Source organism: Paraburkholderia sp. RHO2, from assembly GCF_050955445.1.
GTDB lineage: Bacteria > Actinomycetota > Actinomycetes > Mycobacteriales > Mycobacteriaceae > Prescottella > Prescottella agglutinans_A.
Map to the genome: position 1 here is coordinate 578,911 of NZ_CP162617.1, position 19,186 is coordinate 598,096.

Below are 19,186 nucleotides of genomic sequence, written 5' to 3' on the forward strand. Positions count from 1 at the left end.
CATCTACCTGGACGCGATCCAGGCGTGTTCAGCCCGACCCCCCGGGGCTGAACTCTGACGACCCCCGCCTCCTCCCCCCCTGGCGGGGGTCGTCCCCTTTTCCGCCCTATTTCTCGGGCGCGATCATCGGATTTCCCGCCGTCGACGGGCCTCCACTTGTGCTCGTCCGTCAGGCGATTCGCCAATTACCACTCGAATTCCGTGTGCCCGTAGCCGCCTGCTGTCCTGGGCGTAATGCGCAAAAATGGTACGTAAGTACCGAAATTCATCCACAGGGTTCGATTCTGTGCACATTCCTCGACAGTGGGTTTCGGGGCGGTGCGGCGCGGCGCACGCTCTGCATATGGATATCGATCGCATCGAGACGGCTGCGCCGGGTCGACCCGGGGTGCTCGCGATGGTGACCGCGCGGGCAGCGGTCCAGTGTCTGCGTTCGATCGCGGCCGTCACCGATCAAACATTCGTTGAATCCACGGCGCCGGCCGGACGGCTCGACTGGGAATCGGCCGATCTGGTCGTCGTCGATGCGGAGGCTGCGCACGCGTGTGCGGCCCGACTGCCGCGGCGGGACCGAGTGGTCCTGGTGAGCGACGGCGCGCCGACCCTGGCCGACTGGCAGGCGGCAACCGCGGTGGGGGCGGACCGGGTTCTCGCCATCCCCGACGACGAGGCGGTACTCGTCGGGGTGTTCGCAGAGCGCGGCACCCGAAGCGTGGCCGACGGCGCCGTCGTGGCGGTGACGGGCGGTGCCGGGGGTGCCGGGGCGTCGAGCCTGGCGGCCGCGGTGGCCCTCGAATCGCAACGCGTGCGCGGCGACGGTGCGTCCGCGCCGTGGACGCTCCTCGTGGACGCCGACCCACTCGGCGGCGGACTCGATCTGATTCTCGGCATCGAGTCGGACCCCGGCCTCCGGTGGTCGGGCCTCGCGGTGGGGGGCGGGCGGGTGTCCGCCGACGCATTGCGCGCGGCGCTGCCCACGTGCGGGACCGGGGTGAGTGTGCTCGCGTGCGGCCGTGGCCGCGACGACGCCGGCCCCGGTCCGGCCGCCGCCGGCGCAGTCGTGGATGCCGGGCGCAGTGCCGGCGGTCTGGTGGTCTGCGACGTGCCGCGGCACTCGTCCGCGGTCGGCGACTGCCTCCTCGAGGCCGCGGACCTCGTCGTCGTGGTGGTTCCCGCCACCCTGCGCGGCGGACTCGCCGCCGAACGGGTGCTGGGTCGGATCTCCGAACGAAACCCCAACCACGGAGTCGTGATTCGCGGTCCCGCGCCGGGCGGGCTGCGGGGGACCGACCTCGCCGACAGACTCGGTGTGCCGCTGCTCGCGGCGATGCGCCCGGAACCACGGATGGACGCGATGCTCGAGCGGGGCGGCCTCGACCTCGGGAGACGGTCGCCGCTGGCAACCGGAGCCCGGGCCGTGCTCGACGTCCTCGCCGCCCGCCCGCGGCGCGGACGGTGGGCGGCATGACCGCGATCGCGTCCCCGGATCTCCTCGAGCGGGTGCGCGAGCGTCTCGCCCTCGCGGAGAGCGACCTCACCCCGGCGACGGTCGCGGCGGCGATTCGCGCCGAATCGGGTGGGGTCCTGGGCGACACGGACCTGCTCGCCGCCCTGCGGATGCTGCAGACCGAACTCACCGGCGCGGGCCCGCTCGACGCGTTGCTCGAGGTCCCCGGTGTCGCCGACGTCCTCGTCACCGCGCCGGACGCCGTCTGGATCGACCGCGGTGCCGGACTCGAACGGACGTCGGTGTCGTTTCCCGACGAGGCCGCGGTCCGACGGCTCGCGCAGCGACTGGCGCTGTCCGCGGGCCGCCGTCTGGACGACGCGCAACCGTGGGTGGACGGCCGACTCGAACGAAGCGGCCACGGCGACTTCGGTGTTCGCCTGCACGCGGTTCTCGCGCCGGTGGCGCAGGGCGGAACGTGCGTGTCGCTGCGAGTGCTGCGGCCCGCGACGCAGGGGCTCGACGAGCTGGCCGCCGGTGGGGCGGTGGCTCCGGACGCCCGTGACCTGCTCGAGGAGATCGTGCGGGCCCGGCTCGCGTTCCTCGTCACCGGCGGCACCGGGGCAGGCAAGACGACCATGCTCGCCGCACTGCTCGGCCGGGTCGAACCGACCGAGCGGATCGTGTGCGTCGAGGACGCCGCGGAACTCGCGCCGTCCCATCCGCACGTCGTGCGCCTGGTGGCGCGTGCACCGAACGTGGAAGGCGTGGGCGAGGTGACGGTGCGCGACCTGGTCCGGCAGTCGCTGCGGATGCGCCCCGACCGCATCGTGGTCGGCGAGGTGCGCGGGGCCGAGGTGGTGGATCTGCTCACCGCCCTCAACACCGGCCACGACGGCGGCGCGGGTACGGTCCACGCCAATTCGCCGGGTGAGGTCCCGGCCCGCCTCGAGGCGCTCGCCGCGCTCGGCGGCATGGATCGCCGGGCGCTGCACAGTCAGCTCGCTGCCGCGGTCCAGGCGGTCCTGCACGTGCGGCGTGACTCGTCCGGAGCCCGCGGTCTCGTGGAAATCGGAGTGCTCGAACGCGATTCGTCCGGAGACGTGCGGGTGACCGCCGCCTGGACGAGCGAGTCCGGCGTCGGGCCGGCCGGCGGAACACTGCGCAGGTTGCTCGACGCGAGGGCTGCGCGGTGACCGCCGTCCTGCTCTGCCTGTCCACGGCGATCGCGCTGGTGCCCGCCCGTGGCGCGCGGACACGACTGCGGGCGGTGGGGGCCGGGTCGGCGCCCCCGGACGGGGCGGCGCTCCGGCTGCGGGCGTGGGCGGTGCGCCGCGGGCTGTCGCCGTTCGACGTCGTGCTTCTCGCGTGTGTGCCCCTCGCGGCTGCCGGGATGGTGGGAGCGGCGATCGCGACGGCCGTCGCGGCGCTCACCGCGGGGCGGCGCCATCGCCGACGGCGGGCGTTCGCGCGCCGGGACCGCGAGCGTCGCGGTGTGCTCTCCGGGCTCGATGTCGTGATCGGGGAACTCCGCGTGGGCGCGCACCCGGCGGTCGCGTGCGAAACCGCGGCGGCCGAGTGCGACGGGGCCGCCGCCGAGGCATTCCGGTGCGCGGCCGCCCGGGCCCGCCTCGGGGGTTCGGCGGCGAGCGGCCTCGCGGCAAGTGAGGGCGTCGTCGCCGACGACCTGCACAGGATCGCCCGCGCCTGGGAAGTGGCGGAGACGCACGGCCTGGCCCTCGCCGACCTGCTGCAGGCCGCGCGTTCGGACCTGGTGGGCCGCAGCCGGTTCCGCACCCGTGCGGAGGCCGGTCTGGCCGGTGCCCGAGCGACCGCGGCGGTCCTGGCCGGTCTCCCGATCCTCGGGGTCGGCCTCGGCCAGCTCATGGGTGCCGAACCGGTCCGGATCCTGCTCGGTGGGGGCCTCGGCGCGGTACTGCTGGTCGTCGGCACGGTGCTGGTCGTGGCGGGACTGTCGTGGACCGACCGGATCGTCGACCGGGTGGTGGCGTGATGTGGGTGCCGCTGGTGGCGGTGGCGGCGGCCGTCCTCGTGGCCCCGGGCGGAACGGTGGTGCGGCGCAGGCTCCGGGGATCGACGCCGCCTCTCGACGCCCCACCGGATGCCCCGACCGGACCGGACATCTCGGATCCGCTGGCCGTGGCCGGAACGTTCGATCTGCTGGCCGCGTGCCTCGAGGCCGGGCTGCCCGCGTCGGCCGCGGCGGCGGCAGTCGCGCCGTCCGCGCCGCGGCCGCTGTCGGAGTCGTTGCGCCGCACCGCCGATCTGCTGGTGCTCGGCGCCGACCCTGCAACGGCGTGGGATGTCGTGGCCGCCGAACCCGCGACCGAGGCGCTCGCGAGGATGGCGCGCCGCTCCGCGCGCTCGGGGGCCGCGCTGTCGAGCGCGATCGGCGAGTTGGCGGCGGCGCAGCGTGCCGACGCCGAGGATCGCGCGGTCGCGGCGGCGGAACGGGCCGGCGTACTCATCAGCGGCCCGTTGGGCCTGTGCTTCCTGCCCGCGTTCGTCTGCCTGGGGATCGTCCCGGTGGTGATCGGGCTCGCCGGTCGGGTGCTCGACGGAGGGCTCCTGTGACCGGCAGGAGGAACGTCGGCGCGGAAGGACCGCGCCGGCATCGAATGGAGGGGGAGAACAATGTGGTCCAAGAAGTTCCACGACATCCAGGCCAGGATCGTGCTCGCCGCGGCCGCGGACGACGGGATGTCCACCGCCGAGTACGCGATCGGGACCATCGCCGCCGCGGCGTTCGGGGCGATCCTCTACACGGTGGTCACCGGCGACTCGATCGTGTCCGCGCTGACCGGGATCATCGACAAGGCGCTGAAGACGTCGGTATGAGCGTGCGGTCCGCGATCCGGCGCGACGACGGTGCGGTCACGGTGGAGGCGGCGATCGCGATCGCGTCCATCGTCACCGTCGTGGTGCTGTGCGTCGGGGCGATCGCGGCGGTGTCCGCGCAGGTGCGGTGCATCGACGCGGCTCGCGAGGCCGCCCGGTTGGCGGCTCGCGGCGACCGCGACGCGGTCGCCGTGTCCGGCCGCGTCGCACCCGGCGGCGCGGACATCACGGTGCGGGAGGACGGCGCGTTCGTCGTGGCGACCGTCCGCGCCGGTGTGCCGTTGCTGCCGCTGGTCGAACTGTCCGCGGAGGCCGTCGCCGCGCGCGAACCGGAATTGGGTGACGGGTGAGGCGTCTCGTGCGGGACGAGTCCGGCGGGGCGACGGTGTTCGCGTGCTTCGCGTTGACCGGGCTCGTCGCGGTGACCGCAGTCCTGGTCCAGGTGGGCGGGGCCGTCGCGGCCCGACACCGGGCTCAGGGCGCGGCCGACCTTGCAGCCCTGGCGGCCGCGCAGGCGCTCACCGGCGGTGACGAATCGGCCTGCACCGCAGCGGCCTCGATCGCACGGCGAATGCGGGCCGAGGTGGCAGCGTGCACCGTCGACGAGTGGGACGTCGTGGTCTCGACCGAGGTGGCGGGGCCGGTGTTCGTCCTGGGCCCGGCGCGGGCGATCGCCCGCGCTGGACCCGTCGAATGATCCCGTCAGACGGTCGTTTTCGGGTCCACCGCGGCGAGTACCGACGACAGCACCCGCACCGCGCCCTCCTTGTCCAACGGGTGGTTTCCGTTGCCGCACTTGGGGGAGTGCACGCACGACGGGCAGCCGGCCACGCACTCGCACGACTCGATCGCCGACCGGGTCGCGCCGAGCCACCGCGCCAGCTCGGCGTGCCCGCGGTCGGCGAACCCGGCGCCGCCCGGATGCCCGTCGTAGACGAACACCGTCGGCAGACCCGTGTCGGGGTGCAGCGCGGTCGACACCCCGCCGATGTCACCGCGGTCGCATGTCGCAACCAACGGAAGAAGTCCGATGGCCGCATGCTCGGCGGCGTGCAGCGCGCCCGGGACGCGGTCGGCACCGATACCGGCCTCCTCGAGCAGCTCGGGGGTGATCGTGTACATCACGGCCCGCGTGTGCAGCGTCTGGGCCGGCATGTCGAGTTCCACCGAGTCGAGCACCTCGCCCGACGGCAGCCGGCGCAGATAGCCGACCACCTGATGGGTCACCTCTACCCGGACCAGCGCGACGCCCACGTCGCCGTACGGCTTGTGCTCCGCGACCTCGCTGATCGCGATGTCGGTGATCTCCCGCGCCGAGGTGGTCCACTCGGGTTCCTCGGGGTGCACGAGCGCGATGCCGTCGTCGAGATCGAGCTGGTCGACGACGAACGACTCGCCCTGATGGATGTGGACGGCTCCCGGGTGGACCGCGGCGGGGGCGCGGCCCGCGTCGCACGTCCCCAGGAGCCGCCCCGACTCGCCGTCGACGATGGCGATCTGGCCACCGATGCCGCCGCGGATGTCGACGGAGCCGTGGGGATCGATGTCGGAGGTCACGAACCAGCCGTGCGCGCGCCTGCGGATCAGGCCCTGCGCGGCGAGGTCGGTGAGTACCGCCGTTGCCCCCAGGTCGGCGACCTCCGCGTCGGACAGCGGCATCTCCAGCGCGGCGCAGAGCAGCTGCGGGCCCAGCACGTAGGGGTTGGTCGGGTCGGTGACGGTGGCCTCGATCGGGCGGTCGAGCAGCGCGGACGGGTGGTGCACGAGGTACGTGTCGAGCGGGTCGTCGCGCGCGACGAGAACCACCAGCGAGCCCTCGCCCCGTCGACCCGACCGGCCGGCCTGCTGCCAGAACGACGCGACGGTTCCCGGAAAGCCGGCGACCACGACGGCGTCGAGACCCGCGATGTCCACACCGAGCTCGAGGGCGTTGGTCGTCGCGACGCCCAACAGTCGGCCGTCGGAGAGGGCGGCCTCGAGTTCGCGTCGGTCCTCGGCGAGATAGCCGGCCCGGTAGGCGGCCACCCGGTCGGCCAGGTCGGGATCGATCTCGGACAGGATGCGGCGCGCGCCGATCGCGGTCAGTTCGGCGCCGCGACGGGAGCGCACGAATGTCAGCGTCCGGGCGCCCTCCACCAGCAGGTCCGCCATGATTCGCGACGCCTCGGATCCGGCGGCCCGCCGGACCGGGGCGCCGTTTTCCCCGGTCACGGACTCGAGGAGCGGCGGCTCCCACAGCGCGATCGTCCGCGGCCCGTGCGGCGAGCCGTCCTCGGTGACCTCCGCGCACGGAGCCCCGATCAACCGGGACGCGGCCGCGCCCGGCTCCGACGTGGTCGCGCTCGCCAGCACGAACACCGGGTCGGCGCCGTAGCGGGTCGCGATCCGTCGCAGCCGGCGCAGCACCAGCGCCACGTTCGACCCGAAGACCCCGCGATAGGAGTGGCATTCGTCGACGACGACGTACCGCAGGTGGCGCAGCAGATGAGACCACCGTTGGTGCGAACGCAGGATCCCGATGTGCAGCATGTCCGGGTTGGTGAAGATCCACCGCGAGTTCGCGCGGGCCCACTGTCGGATCTCGGTCGGTGTGTCGCCGTCGAAGCCGCACGGGTGGATCGACGCCAATTCCGGCTCCGACTCGGTGAGGGAGATCGCTGCCCGTAACTGGTCGGCACCGAGTGCCTTGGTGGGGGAGAGGTACAGCGCCGTGCCGCGAGACTCCCCGGCGAGGGCGGTCAGCACGGGGAGTTGGTACGCCAACGACTTGCCCGACGCCGTTCCGGTCGCGACGACGACGTGCTCGCGCGCGGCGGCGATCGATGCCGCCTCGGCCTGGTGGCTCCATGGGCGGGGAATCCCGGCCGCCTCGAGGGCGCGCACCGCGGCCGGGTCCGCCCACTCGGGCCACTCGGCGAATCGCGATACCCGGGGTGGGAGTTCGGCGGTGAACGTGAGGGGTTGCTCGCCCGGCGCGGTACCGGCCAACGCGCGATCGAGAAGTGTGCGTCCGAAGGAGTCGTCGCTGTTTTCTCCCGTGTATCGGGAGTGGGACGAGGGATTCACGGGCGTCTCTTCCGGAATTGTCACGTTCGAGTGTCCTGGGTTGTCCTGGGCGCTTCGCATGCGTCGGACCTGCGGTTTTGATCCTATCCGCGGGCACCTGGACCAGGCTGTCCGGGGTGTACTCGACGGTTGCTGGGGTGGCACCGCGTGCAAGATCATCTATTTGCAGTTTTTGTTCGTCTTTCGACTGTTGCGGGCGCGTCGGACGTGGTTGACTATGACCTGGTCGCAGCTTCTGTGTTCGTTTAAACGCCCGCAGGATCGATGTTGCGAGCGCGGTGCTTATGCGTTCCTGAGGGGGAATCGAGAAAGTACAGCGGTCGGAACCGGCCCGGTGGACCGGAAGTGCTGTCCATCGAATCCGGTGTAAGAAAGAGAAGGAAAAGCATGGCACAGGGCACTGTGAAGTGGTTCAACGCGGAAAAGGGCTTCGGCTTCATCGCTCCCGAGGACGGCTCCGCTGACGTCTTCGTCCACTACTCGGAGATCCAGGGCAGCGGCTTCCGCACCCTGGAGGAGAACCAGCGCGTCGAGTTCGAGGTCGGCCAGGGCACCAAGGGCCCGCAGGCCACCGGCGTTCGCGCTATCTGATCTGTTCATCAACTGAACAACTGATCCAAGGCCGGTTGTACTGACCGTTGCCTGACTCGTCCCCTGCTGCCGGCAACGGTGGTGGGGGACGCGTTCGTTTCTGGCGTCCCTCGCGATGTCTCGTCGACCCGTCCGCGAGCGTGGCGGATTCGCGATCCCGGCGAACGACGCCCGATCGTGGCCTACTGTCCACTTGTGGCCCAGCTTTCCTTCTTCTCCGCCGAATCGGTGCCGCCCGCGGTGACCGACCTCGGTGGGCTGCTGGCTGCGCAGGGTCAGGTGGTCACCTCGAAGGAGGGGGCTCGCGTCTCGGTCGTCGTCGACAGCCTGTGGCGGGCGGAGGCGATCGCCGAGTTGATGCGCGAGGCCCACCTCGATGCCGAGATCGGCAGGTCCGAGGAGGGGCGTCCGCTCGTCCGGACGGCGACCGTCCCGCAGCTGACCGGCCTCGCAGCGCAGTGGACACGAGGTGCCGTGAAGGCGGTGCCGCCCGGATGGATCCCGGGGGCGCGTGAACAGCGTGCCTGGGTGCTGGCGTCGGGCCGGGTCGAGGCGGACGGCCAGCGGTACGTCCTCGGGCTCGATCCGCACGCCCCGGACACCCACGTGGTGTTGGCGCAGTCACTCATGCGGGCCGGAATCGCGCCCACCATCGTCGGTATTCGCGGGTCGTCTCCAGGATTGCGCGTCTCGGGGCGCCGACGGCTCATGCACCTCGCGGAGAACATCGGTCGACCGCCGGAGGATCCGGATGCGCGACGCAACTGGCCGCACATTTGAGCGAATGGAGAGGGACGGACATACGCGTCCACTGTTCTGGTGTGACACCCTGTAACTGACCGGACCCGGTATAACGGGGGCGGAGACGAGATTCGCATCAGGTGCGCAGCAGCACTGATCGAGCAGGAAAGGTGCGGACAGACTGGTGGCATCACGGGATAAGAGCACGGCGGACGGAGCGTCTGCCACGCGCCGCCTCGTCATCGTCGAGTCACCGACGAAGGCCAAGAAGATCGCGCCTTACCTCGGTAAGAACTACGTCGTGGAGGCATCGGTCGGCCACATCCGCGACCTGCCGCGCGGCGCCGCCGACGTCCCCGCCAAGTACAAGGGCGAGCCGTGGGCCCGCCTCGGCGTGAACGTCGACCAGGACTTCGAGCCGCTGTACGTCGTCAGCCCCGAGAAGAAGTCCAAGGTCACCGAGCTCAAGAGCCTGCTCAAGGACGCCGACGAGCTCTACCTCGCCACCGACCCCGACCGCGAGGGCGAGGCCATCGCGTGGCATCTGCTCGAGACCCTCAAGCCCAAGATCCCGGTCCGCCGGATGGTGTTCCACGAGATCACCGAGCCCGCGATCCGCGCGGCCGCCGAGGACACCCGCGACCTCGACAACGACCTGGTCGACGCGCAGGAGACTCGCCGCATCCTCGACCGCCTCTACGGCTACGAGGTCAGCCCGGTCCTGTGGAAGAAGGTCATGCCGAAGCTGTCGGCGGGCCGCGTGCAGTCGGTCGCAACGCGCGTGATCGTGCAGCGTGAGCGCGAGCGGATGGCGTTCCGTTCGGCGGAGTACTGGGACATCTCGGCCACGCTCGACGCCGGCGCCGACGCCAGCCCCCGCGCCTTCGGGGCGCGCCTGGTCTCGGTCGACGGTTCCCGCGTTGCCGCCGGCCGTGACTTCGGACCCGACGGGAAGCTGAAGTCCACCGGCGTCACGGTGATCGACGAGGCGTACGCGCGCCGACTCGCGGAGGCCCTCGAGGGCGTCGACCTGGTCGTCTCGTCGGCCGAGGACAAGCCGTACACCCGCAAGCCGTACGCGCCGTTCATGACGTCGACCCTCCAGCAGGAGGCCGCCCGCAAGCTGCGGTTCTCGTCGGAGCGGACCATGCGCATCGCGCAGCGTCTCTACGAGAACGGCTACATCACCTACATGCGAACCGACTCGACCACGCTGTCGCAGTCGGCCATCTCGGCGGCCCGCGCGCAGGCCACCGAACTGTACGGCGCCGAGTACGTCCACGCGAGCCCGCGCCAGTACACCCGCAAGGTGAAGAACGCGCAGGAGGCGCACGAGGCGATCCGCCCCGCGGGCGACGTCTTCCAGACCCCCGGTCAGCTGCACTCGCGCCTCGACAACGACGAGTACCGCCTCTACGAACTCATCTGGCAGCGCACGGTCGCGTCGCAGATGGCCGACGCCCGCGGTACCACGCTGACGCTGCGCATCACCGGCACCGCCGGCACGGGCGAGGAGTGCACCTTCTCGGCGTCCGGCCGCACCATCACGTTCCCCGGCTTCCTGAAGGCGTACGTGGAGAGCGTCGACGAGGAGGCCGGCGGCCAGTCCGACGACGCCGAGTCGCGGCTCCCGGTGCTGACGCAGGGCCAGGGCGTGACCGCCACCAAGCTCGATCCGGACGGGCACACGACCAATCCGCCGGCCCGCTACACCGAGGCCAGCCTGATCAAGGCGCTCGAGGACCTCGGCATCGGCCGTCCGTCGACGTACTCGTCGATCATCAAGACCATCCTCGACCGCGGCTACGTCTACAAGCGTGGCAGCGCGCTGGTCCCGTCCTGGGTGGCGTTCGCGGTGATCGGCCTGCTCGAGTCGCACTTCGGTCGGCTCGTCGACTTCGACTTCACCGCCGCGATGGAGGACGACCTCGACGAGATCGCCGGCGGCCGTGAGCAGCGCGGGAACTGGCTGTCGAGCTTCTACTTCGGTGACGACAAGGCGGCCGACGACACGATTGCGCGCGCCGGTGGACTGAAGAAGATGGTCGGCGAGAACCTCGAGGACATCGACGCCCGCGAGATCAACTCGATCCGTCTGTTCGACGACGCCGAGGGCCGCGAGGTCCGTGTGCGCGTCGGCCGCTTCGGGCCGTACCTCGAGCGGATGGTCCGGAATCCGGACGACCCGGACGGTGACCCGGTCTCGCAGCGAGCGAACCTGCCCGACGATCTGCCGCCGGACGAGCTCACGCCCGAGTACGCGGAGAAGCTGTTCGCGACGCCGCAGGAGGGTCGCAAGCTCGGCGTCGACCCGCTGACCGGGCACGAGATCGTCGCGAAGGAGGGCCGCTTCGGCCCGTACGTGACGGAGATCCTGCCCGAGCCGGCGCCCGAGCCGGAGCCGGACATCGTCCCCGTCGAGGCGGACGCCGACGGCACCGTCAAGACGAAGGCCGCCAAGAAGGCTCCGGCGAAGAAGGCCGCGAAGAAGGCTGCCGGCCCGAAGCCGCGCACCGGCTCGCTGCTCAAGTCGATGGACCTGGCGACGGTCACGCTCGAGGACGCGTTGCGGCTGCTGTCGCTGCCGCGTGTCGTCGGCATCGACCCGGAGTCGAAGGAAGAGATCACCGCGCAGAACGGTCGCTACGGGCCGTATCTGAAGAAGGGCACCGATTCCCGTTCGCTGGAGAACGAGGAGCAGATGTTCACGGTGACGCTCGAGGATGCACTGAAGATCTACGCCGAGCCCAAGCGGCGTGGACGTCAGGCGTCGGCGGCGGCTCCGCTGCGCGAGCTCGGCAACGACTCGGCGACCGGTAAGCCGATGGTGATCAAGGACGGCCGCTTCGGCCCGTACGTCACCGACGGCGAGACCAACGCGAGTCTGCGCAAGGGCGACGAGGTCGAGTCCATCACCGACGAGCGCGCCTCCGAACTGCTGGCCGATCGGCGTGCCCGCGGACCGGTGAAGAAGAAGGCCGCGGCGAAGAAGGCCCCCGCCAAGAAGGCTGCGGCCAAGAAGACCGCGGCCAAGAAGGCGCCGGCCAAGAAGGCCGCCGCGAAGAAGTCGACGGCCGAGAAGTAGCCGTGAGCTCGGTTGTCGGTGGGGTCGTCGGCGCGGCTCGGTAGGGTCGGCTCGTGGCGGGTGTATTCGATCGACTGGTCGGCCAGGAACATGTCGAGGCAGAGCTGACGGCTGCCGCGACCGCCGCCCGCGGCGGCGAGGCCGGCTCGCGGATGACGCACTCGTGGCTGTTCACCGGGCCTCCCGGATCGGGCCGTTCGGTCGCCGCGGTGTGTTTCGCGGCGGCACTGCAGTGCACGTCCGACGGCACTCCCGGGTGCGGCGAGTGTCAGGCCTGTACGACGACGATGGCCGGCACGCACGGCGACGTCCGACGCATCGTGCCCGAGGGCCTGAGTATCAGCGTCAGCGAGATGCGCGGCATCGTGCAGACCGCGTCACGGCGCCCGAGCACCGGCCGCTGGCAGATCGTGGTCGTCGAGGACGCCGACCGGCTCACCGAGGGCGCGGCCAACGCACTGCTCAAGGTTGTCGAGGAACCACCGGACCGTACGGTCTTCCTGCTGTGTGCCCCGTCGGTCGACCCACAGGACATCTCCGTCACGCTGCGCTCGCGGTGTCGGCACATCCCGTTGGTGACGCCGTCGGTCGACGCCATCGCCCAGGTGCTGGGGGAGCGTGACCGGCTCGATGCAGAAACAGCGCGGTGGGCCGCGTCGATCTGTGGTGGACACGTGGGACGGGCGCGCCGGCTGGCGACCGACGAGGACGCGCGTGCCCGACGCAAGCGCGCGCTGTCGCTGGCGGAAGCGGCGATGCGGCCCGGCACGGCATACGCGGCGGCAGAGGAACTCGTCCAGGCCGCGGACCTCGAGGCCAAGGAACTCACGGCCGAGCGCGACGAGCGCGAGACCGAGGAACTGCGGACCGCGCTCGGCGCCGGCGGCACCGGTAAGGGGGCGGCGGGAGCCCTGCGCGGATCGGCCGGTGTACTCAAGGACCTCGAACGCCGACAGAAGTCCCGCGCCACCCGCACCGGTCGGGACGCCCTGGACCGGGCGCTGATGGATCTCGCCGGTCTCTACCGAGACGCGCTCGCGCGTTCGTTCGGATCGACGGCGACGCCCAACCACCCGGACATGGCCGAACAGGTCGCCGACCTCGCCGCGCACACCTCCCGGGAGGGGCTGCTGCGGTGCATCGAGGCGATCCTCGACTGCCGCGAGGCGCTGGACATGAACGTCAAACCCAAGTTTGCGCTCGATGCCCTCGTCGCGCGGATCGGTGCCGAGTACAGGTAGGCCGATGCCCGATTTGCATTAGGGGCGGGGGTTCGGGCTAGACTCGCACGCGCCGAAAGGCACGCTGCCTTAGCTCAGTCGGTAGAGCATTTCACTCGTAATGAAAAGGTCGCGAGTTCGATTCTCGCAGGCAGCTCTGGGAGACCCCAGGTGGACACAGCCCACCTGGGGTCTTTCTCGTTTCCGGGCCGACGGCTCGACACCACCATGCGGTGAACCGCGACAATGGAGTCGGGTGGGGCAGCGGTTCCGACGGTAGGAGGCGGGCGCCGTGTGGATGGAGATCTTCTGGTTGATCCTCGCGATCGGTGCACTGGTGACGCTGATCCCGGTTGCGCGGCAGGTGTTCAAGCGTTCCCGCGACGACTGAGTTCCCCGAACCCTCGACAAGGTCCGTTCGGAGCGGCCATGCTCTGAAGGTGAGCGATTCACTCAAGGCCCGGGTTCGCGAGAAGCTGCTGCGGCAGCTCGCCGAGAACGGTGGGCACCCGGTCGAGGAGTTCGACGGGGACGATCCGCGCCTCGTCGCAATCGACAGTGATCTCGCAGCCCTCGACGAGGTGGCCGACGACGACCCCTTGGTCGAGGAGCTGGCGGCCAAATACTGGGTTCCGTAGCTGCTCCCGGCCGGCAGCGCAGCGATCGACGGCCATTTCCCCGGGGTTCTTGCGCCGTTAACCGCCTTGACCTGGCGATTTGGCGATCCACGCAAGGTTCGCGTAACTTATTCGAGGTCAGAGCGACACGGACACCGACCCGGCCGCGACCTTCACCGGTCAGCGAGGGAAAACGAGGTTGTACGGGGAGCGCCTGGCGAATCTGCTGAAACTCTCTCCGGGGATCGGATTTGCGTCCGGTGCCGGTAGGGGTTAGGCTGGAACGGTTGCCCCGGAACGAGGAACTGCATGGTTTCGAGTGATGGTGTGCGCGTGTTCTTTGAGAACTCAACAGTGTGTCGATGAATGTCAGTGCCAAATATTTTGGTACTCCACGCCATCATTTTTGGTGGGGTGGGTATTTGCTGATCGTCTCATTCTTCCGTCTGGGGCGGTCAGTGCAAGCTAGTTTGAGTTTTTTTGCTAGTGATTTGACTCGATGTCTATGGCTGATTGCCGGTTTTGCCGGCCAATCTAGAGTCTTCAACGGAGAGTTTGATCCTGGCTCAGGACGAACGCTGGCGGCGTGCTTAACACATGCAAGTCGAGCGGTAAGGCCCTTTCGGGGGTACACGAGCGGCGAACGGGTGAGTAACACGTGGGTGATCTGCCCTGCACTCTGGGATAAGCCTGGGAAACTGGGTCTAATACCGGATATGAGCTCCTGTCGCATGGCGGGGGTTGGAAAGGTTTACTGGTGCAGGATGGGCCCGCGGCCTATCAGCTTGTTGGTGGGGTAATGGCCTACCAAGGCGACGACGGGTAGCCGGCCTGAGAGGGCGACCGGCCACACTGGGACTGAGACACGGCCCAGACTCCTACGGGAGGCAGCAGTGGGGAATATTGCACAATGGGCGAAAGCCTGATGCAGCGACGCCGCGTGAGGGATGACGGCCTTCGGGTTGTAAACCTCTTTCAGCAGGGACGAAGCGCAAGTGACGGTACCTGCAGAAGAAGCACCGGCCAACTACGTGCCAGCAGCCGCGGTAATACGTAGGGTGCGAGCGTTGTCCGGAATTACTGGGCGTAAAGAGCTCGTAGGCGGTTTGTCGCGTCGTCTGTGAAAACCCGCAGCTCAACTGCGGGCTTGCAGGCGATACGGGCAGACTTGAGTACTGCAGGGGAGACTGGAATTCCTGGTGTAGCGGTGAAATGCGCAGATATCAGGAGGAACACCGGTGGCGAAGGCGGGTCTCTGGGCAGTAACTGACGCTGAGGAGCGAAAGCGTGGGTAGCGAACAGGATTAGATACCCTGGTAGTCCACGCCGTAAACGGTGGGCGCTAGGTGTGGGTTTCCTTCCACGGGATCCGTGCCGTAGCTAACGCATTAAGCGCCCCGCCTGGGGAGTACGGCCGCAAGGCTAAAACTCAAAGGAATTGACGGGGGCCCGCACAAGCGGCGGAGCATGTGGATTAATTCGATGCAACGCGAAGAACCTTACCTGGGTTTGACATATACCGGAAACGCCTAGAGATAGGTGCCCCCTTGTGGTCGGTATACAGGTGGTGCATGGCTGTCGTCAGCTCGTGTCGTGAGATGTTGGGTTAAGTCCCGCAACGAGCGCAACCCTTGTCCTGTGTTGCCAGCGCGTAATGGCGGGGACTCGCAGGAGACTGCCGGGGTCAACTCGGAGGAAGGTGGGGATGACGTCAAGTCATCATGCCCCTTATGTCCAGGGCTTCACACATGCTACAATGGCCGGTACAGAGGGCTGCGATACCGTGAGGTGGAGCGAATCCCTTAAAGCCGGTCTCAGTTCGGATCGGGGTCTGCAACTCGACCCCGTGAAGTCGGAGTCGCTAGTAATCGCAGATCAGCAACGCTGCGGTGAATACGTTCCCGGGCCTTGTACACACCGCCCGTCACGTCATGAAAGTCGGTAACACCCGAAGCCGGTGGCCTAACCCCTCGTGGGAGGGAGCCGTCGAAGGTGGGATCGGCGATTGGGACGAAGTCGTAACAAGGTAGCCGTACCGGAAGGTGCGGCTGGATCACCTCCTTTCTAAGGAGCATTCTCCAGTACACCGTTCACACAGGTGAGTCGGTGGCTGGCAGAGGCCGTGTAGTCCCCAATCGTGGGACTGCGGTTGCTCATGGGTGGAACACTGACAAGCATTTTCTTCACGAACCGCCGGCCCCTGTGCTGGTGGGAAGAGAGTTATATCGGCGCACTGTTGGGTCCTGAGGGAACACGCGAGTGATCTTTCATGGAAGAAACGACAAGCGGGAAGCGCAGGTCATACCGCAGCGGGAACGGAAGTTCCGGTTGGTCCGGTGTCTGCACGGGTTTTCTGCTTGTGTGTTGTTTGAGAACTGCACAGTGGACGCGAGCATCTTTGTTGTAAGTGTTTAAGAGCGTACGGTGGATGCCTTGGCACCAGGAGCCGATGAAGGACGTAGGAGGCTGCGATAAGCCTCGGGGAGCTGTCAACCGAGCTGAGATCCGAGGATGTCCGAATGGGGAAACCCAGCCACAGTGATGTGTGGTTACCCGCGCCTGAATATATAGGGCGTGTGGAGGGAACGTGGGGAAGTGAAACATCTCAGTACCCACAGGAAGAGAAAACAACATGTGATTCCGTGAGTAGTGGCGAGCGAAAGCGGATGAGGCTAAACCATGGGTGTGTGATAGCCGGCGGGCGTTGCATTCGTGGGGTTGTGGGATCCGTCTTGTCAATTCTGCCGGATTGGCCGACAGTAAGAAATCATCGTGTTAGTCGAAGTGGTCTGGAACGGCCTGTCGTAGAGGGTGAGAGTCCCGTAGACGAAAACATGGTGACTGTCGTGGCGGACACCCGAGTAGCAGCGGGCCCGTGAAATCTGCTGTGAATCTGTCGGGACCACCCGATAAGCCTGAATACTCCCTGGTGACCGATAGCGGACTAGTACCGTGAGGGAAAGGTGAAAAGTACCCCGGGAGGGGAGTGAAATAGTACCTGAAACCGTGCGCTTACAATCCGTCAGAGCCTGCGCCACTTCGGTGGGTGGGTGATGGCGTGCCTTTTGAAGAATGAGCCTGCGAGTTAGCGGCATGTCGCGAGGTTAACCCGTGTGGGGTAGCCGTAGCGAAAGCGAGTCCGAATAGGGCGTTCGAGTGGCATGTTCTAGACCCGAAGCGGAGTGATCTACCCATGGCCAGGGTGAAGCGACGGTAAGACGTCGTGGAGGCCCGAACCCACTTAGGTTGAAAACTGAGGGGATGAGCTGTGGGTAGGGGTGAAAGGCCAATCAAACTCCGTGATAGCTGGTTCTCCCCGAAATGCATTTAGGTGCAGCGTCGTGTGTTTCACTCTGGAGGTAGAGCTACTGGATGGCCGATGGGCCCCACAAGGTTACTGACGTCAGCCAAACTCCGAATGCCAGAGTGTGAGAGCACGGCAGTGAGACTGCGGGGGATAAGCTTCGTAGTCGAGAGGGAAACAGCCCAGATCGCCGGCTAAGGCCCCTAAGCGTGTACTAAGTGGAAAAGGATGTGGGGTCGCGAAGACAACCAGGAGGTTGGCTTAGAAGCAGCCACCCTTGAAAGAGTGCGTAATAGCTCACTGGTCAAGTGATCCTGCGCCGACAATGTAGCGGGGCTCAAGTACACCGCCGAAGCCGCGGCATTCACATAACACCCCGGATGGTTTACGGATCGTCCGGCAGTGGTGTGGATGGGTAGGGGAGCGTCGTGCAGCCATGGAAGCGGCAGTGTGAACTAGTCGTGGAGGCTGCACGAGTGAGAATGCAGGCATGAGTAGCGAAAGACGAGTGAGAAACTCGTCCGCCGAATGACCAAGGGTTCCTGGGCCAGGTTAATCCGCCCAGGGTGAGTCGGGACCTAAGGCGAGGCCGACAGGCGTAGTCGATGGACAACGGGTTGATATTCCCGTACCCGTGTGAACGCGCCCCTGGTGAATCAGTGATGCTAAGCGCCCTGAAGCCGGCCGTTGTCCTTCGGGACTGTGGTTGGTGGATGCGCGTGAACCGATCTGGTAGTAGCCAAGCGATGGGGTGACGCAGGAAGGTAGCTGAGCCAGTCAGTGGTAATACTGGTGTAAGCGTGTAGGGCGTGGCCTAGGCAAATCCGGGTCACATACAGCCTGAGACGTGATGCGTAGCCGATTGAGGCGAATTCAGTGATCCTATGCTGCCGAGAAAAGCCTCTAGCGAGCTTTCACACGGCCCGTACCCCAAACCGACACAGGTGGTCAGGTAGAGAATACTAAGGCGATCGAGATAACTGTGGTTAAGGAACTCGGCAAAATGCCCCCGTAACTTCGGGAGAAGGGGGGCCTCTGCCGGTGACCGGACTTGCTCCGTGAGCTGGTGGGGGCCGCAGAGACCAGAGAGAAGCGACTGTTTACTAAAAACACAGGTCCGTGCGAAGTCGTAAGACGATGTATACGGACTGACGCCTGCCCGGTGCTGGAAGGTTAAGAGGACCGGTTAGCCAGTAATGGCGAAGCTGAGAATTTAAGCCCCAGTAAACGGCGGTGGTAACTATAACCATCCTAAGGTAGCGAAATTCCTTGTCGGGTAAGTTCCGACCTGCACGAATGGCGTAACGACTTCTCTGCTGTCTCAACCACAGACTCGGCGAAATTGCATTACGAGTAAAGATGCTCGTTACGCGCGGCAGGACGAAAAGACCCCGGGACCTTCACTATAGCTTGGTATTGGTGTTCGGTTCGGTTTGTGTAGGATAGGTGGGAGACTGTGAAGCGGGCACGCCAGTGTTCGTGGAGTCGTTGTTGAAATACCACTCTGATCGTATTGGACATCTAACCTCGGACCATGATCTGGTTCAGGGACAGTGCCTGGTGGGTAGTTTAACTGGGGCGGTTGCCTCCCAAAATGTAACGGAGGCGCCCAAAGGTTCCCTCAGCCTGGTTGGCAATCAGGTGTCGAGTGCAAGTGCACAAGGGAGCTTGACTGTGAGACTGACAGGTCGAGCAGGGACGAAAGTCGGGACTAGTGATCCGGCACCGGCAAGTGGAAGCGGTGTCGCTCAACGGATAAAAGGTACCCCGGGGATAACAGGCTGATCTTCCCCAAGAGTCCATATCGACGGGATGGTTTGGCACCTCGATGTCGGCTCGTCGCATCCTGGGGCTGGAGTAGGTCCCAAGGGTTGGGCTGTTCGCCCATTAAAGCGGCACGCGAGCTGGGTTTAGAACGTCGTGAGACAGTTCGGTCTCTATCCGCCGCGCGCGTTAGAAACTTGAGGAAGGCTGTCCCTAGTACGAGAGGACCGGGACGGACGAACCTCTGGTGTGCCAGTTGTTCCGCCAGGAGCACTGCTGGTTAGCTACGTTCGGAAGGGATAACCGCTGAAAGCATCTAAGCGGGAAGCCTGTTCCAAGATGAGGTTTCTCACCCCCTCGAGGGGGTAAGGCCCCCGGCAGACCACCGGGTTGATAGGCCAGAACTGGAAGCACAGTAATGTGTGGAGGTGACTGGTACTAATAGGCCGAGGACTTACCACAAAGAAGCTACGCGTCCACTGTGCGGTATCT

13 protein-coding genes, 1 tRNA gene and 2 rRNA genes are annotated in these 19,186 nt (G+C 67.0%); 15 read left to right on the top strand and 1 reads right to left on the bottom strand.

The genetic code is table 11. The annotated features are described in order from the left end of the window. Nucleotides 1–343: 343 nt before the first annotated feature. Genes ssd through ABTV10_RS02665 form a run of 7 tightly spaced genes read left to right on the top strand, consistent with a single transcriptional unit; the run spans nt 344 to nt 5,003 of the window. The gene (gene ssd / locus ABTV10_RS02635) at nt 344–1,468 is read left to right on the top strand and encodes a septum site-determining protein Ssd (protein WP_499032327.1); all 1,125 of its coding nucleotides are present in this window, start codon (nt 344–346) and stop codon (nt 1,466–1,468) included. Further along, nucleotides 1,465–2,643, top strand: a complete 1,179-nt coding sequence (locus ABTV10_RS02640) for a TadA family conjugal transfer-associated ATPase (protein WP_499032329.1) — start codon at nt 1,465–1,467, stop codon at nt 2,641–2,643. Before ssd ends, ABTV10_RS02640 begins: the two co-directional genes overlap by 4 nt. Continuing rightward, nucleotides 2,640–3,461 (top strand): type II secretion system F family protein, encoded by an 822-nt coding sequence (locus ABTV10_RS02645; protein WP_499032330.1) that lies wholly within the window; start codon nt 2,640–2,642, stop codon nt 3,459–3,461. Before ABTV10_RS02640 ends, ABTV10_RS02645 begins: the two co-directional genes overlap by 4 nt. Continuing rightward, on the top strand, nt 3,461–4,042 hold the full coding sequence (locus ABTV10_RS02650) for a type II secretion system F family protein (RefSeq protein WP_499035119.1): 582 nt from the start codon (nt 3,461–3,463) through the stop codon (nt 4,040–4,042). The genes ABTV10_RS02645 and ABTV10_RS02650 overlap by 1 nt, the downstream gene beginning before the upstream one ends. A 60-nt stretch (nt 4,043–4,102) precedes the next feature. After that, on the top strand, nt 4,103–4,306 hold the full coding sequence (locus tag ABTV10_RS02655; RefSeq protein WP_499032332.1) for a DUF4244 domain-containing protein: 204 nt from the start codon (nt 4,103–4,105) through the stop codon (nt 4,304–4,306). After that, nucleotides 4,303–4,656, top strand: coding sequence for a TadE family type IV pilus minor pilin (locus ABTV10_RS02660; RefSeq protein WP_499032333.1), 354 nt, complete (start codon nt 4,303–4,305; stop codon nt 4,654–4,656). Before ABTV10_RS02655 ends, ABTV10_RS02660 begins: the two co-directional genes overlap by 4 nt. Continuing rightward, on the top strand, nt 4,653–5,003 hold the full coding sequence (locus ABTV10_RS02665; protein ID WP_499032334.1) for an Rv3654c family TadE-like protein: 351 nt from the start codon (nt 4,653–4,655) through the stop codon (nt 5,001–5,003). The genes ABTV10_RS02660 and ABTV10_RS02665 overlap by 4 nt, the downstream gene beginning before the upstream one ends. A 5-nt stretch (nt 5,004–5,008) precedes the next feature. Here ABTV10_RS02665 and ABTV10_RS02670 read toward each other — a convergent pair whose 3' ends face one another. Continuing rightward, a complete protein-coding gene (locus ABTV10_RS02670; RefSeq protein ID WP_499032336.1) occupies nt 5,009–7,372 on the bottom strand; it encodes a DEAD/DEAH box helicase in 2,364 nt (787 codons plus the stop codon). A gap of 387 nt (nt 7,373–7,759) precedes the next feature. On the opposite strand from ABTV10_RS02670, the gene ABTV10_RS02675 reads away from it, so the two are divergent. The 8 genes from ABTV10_RS02675 to ABTV10_RS02710 all read left to right on the top strand — a co-directional run bounded on the left by ABTV10_RS02675 (nt 7,760) and on the right by ABTV10_RS02710 (nt 19,156). Further along, on the top strand, nt 7,760–7,963 hold the full coding sequence (locus ABTV10_RS02675; RefSeq protein WP_005515803.1) for a cold-shock protein: 204 nt from the start codon (nt 7,760–7,762) through the stop codon (nt 7,961–7,963). A 195-nt stretch (nt 7,964–8,158) separates the two neighbouring features. Beyond that, a complete protein-coding gene (locus ABTV10_RS02680) occupies nt 8,159–8,743 on the top strand; it encodes a hypothetical protein (RefSeq protein WP_499032337.1) in 585 nt (194 codons plus the stop codon). Nucleotides 8,744–8,888: 145 nt separating this feature from the next. Continuing rightward, complete coding sequence (gene topA / locus ABTV10_RS02685; protein WP_499032338.1) at nt 8,889–11,789, top strand: type I DNA topoisomerase; 2,901 nt, start codon at nt 8,889–8,891, stop codon at nt 11,787–11,789. 53 nt (nt 11,790–11,842) lie between these two features. Further along, nucleotides 11,843–13,030 (top strand): DNA polymerase III subunit delta', encoded by a 1,188-nt coding sequence (locus ABTV10_RS02690; protein ID WP_499032339.1) that lies wholly within the window; start codon nt 11,843–11,845, stop codon nt 13,028–13,030. A gap of 63 nt (nt 13,031–13,093) precedes the next feature. Continuing rightward, nucleotides 13,094–13,166: transfer RNA gene (locus tag ABTV10_RS02695), tRNA-Thr, on the top strand. Nucleotides 13,167–13,449: 283 nt separating this feature from the next. After that, entirely contained in the window at nt 13,450–13,647 is a 198-nt protein-coding gene (locus ABTV10_RS02700) for a hypothetical protein (RefSeq protein ID WP_433609587.1), read from the top strand. 522 nt (nt 13,648–14,169) lie between these two features. After that, nucleotides 14,170–15,690 (top strand): 16S ribosomal RNA (locus ABTV10_RS02705). Nucleotides 15,691–16,027: 337 nt separating this feature from the next. Further along, nucleotides 16,028–19,156: ribosomal RNA gene (locus ABTV10_RS02710) — 23S ribosomal RNA — on the top strand. Together the 16S and 23S rRNA genes form the textbook arrangement of a ribosomal RNA operon. Nucleotides 19,157–19,186 lie beyond the last annotated feature (30 nt).

Bases quoted from the DNA above. Each gene is read 5' to 3' on its own strand.
- ssd (WP_499032327.1), top strand. From the start codon at position 344: ATGGATATCGATCGCATCGAGACGGCTGCGCCGGGTCGACCCGGGGTG.
- ABTV10_RS02640 (WP_499032329.1), top strand. From the start codon at position 1,465: ATGACCGCGATCGCGTCCCCGGATCTCCTCGAGCGGGTGCGCGAGCGT.
- ABTV10_RS02650 (WP_499035119.1), top strand. From the start codon at position 3,461: ATGTGGGTGCCGCTGGTGGCGGTGGCGGCGGCCGTCCTCGTGGCCCCG.
- ABTV10_RS02655 (WP_499032332.1), top strand. From the start codon at position 4,103: ATGTGGTCCAAGAAGTTCCACGACATCCAGGCCAGGATCGTGCTCGCC.
- ABTV10_RS02660 (WP_499032333.1), top strand. From the start codon at position 4,303: ATGAGCGTGCGGTCCGCGATCCGGCGCGACGACGGTGCGGTCACGGTG.
- ABTV10_RS02675 (WP_005515803.1), top strand. From the start codon at position 7,760: ATGGCACAGGGCACTGTGAAGTGGTTCAACGCGGAAAAGGGCTTCGGC.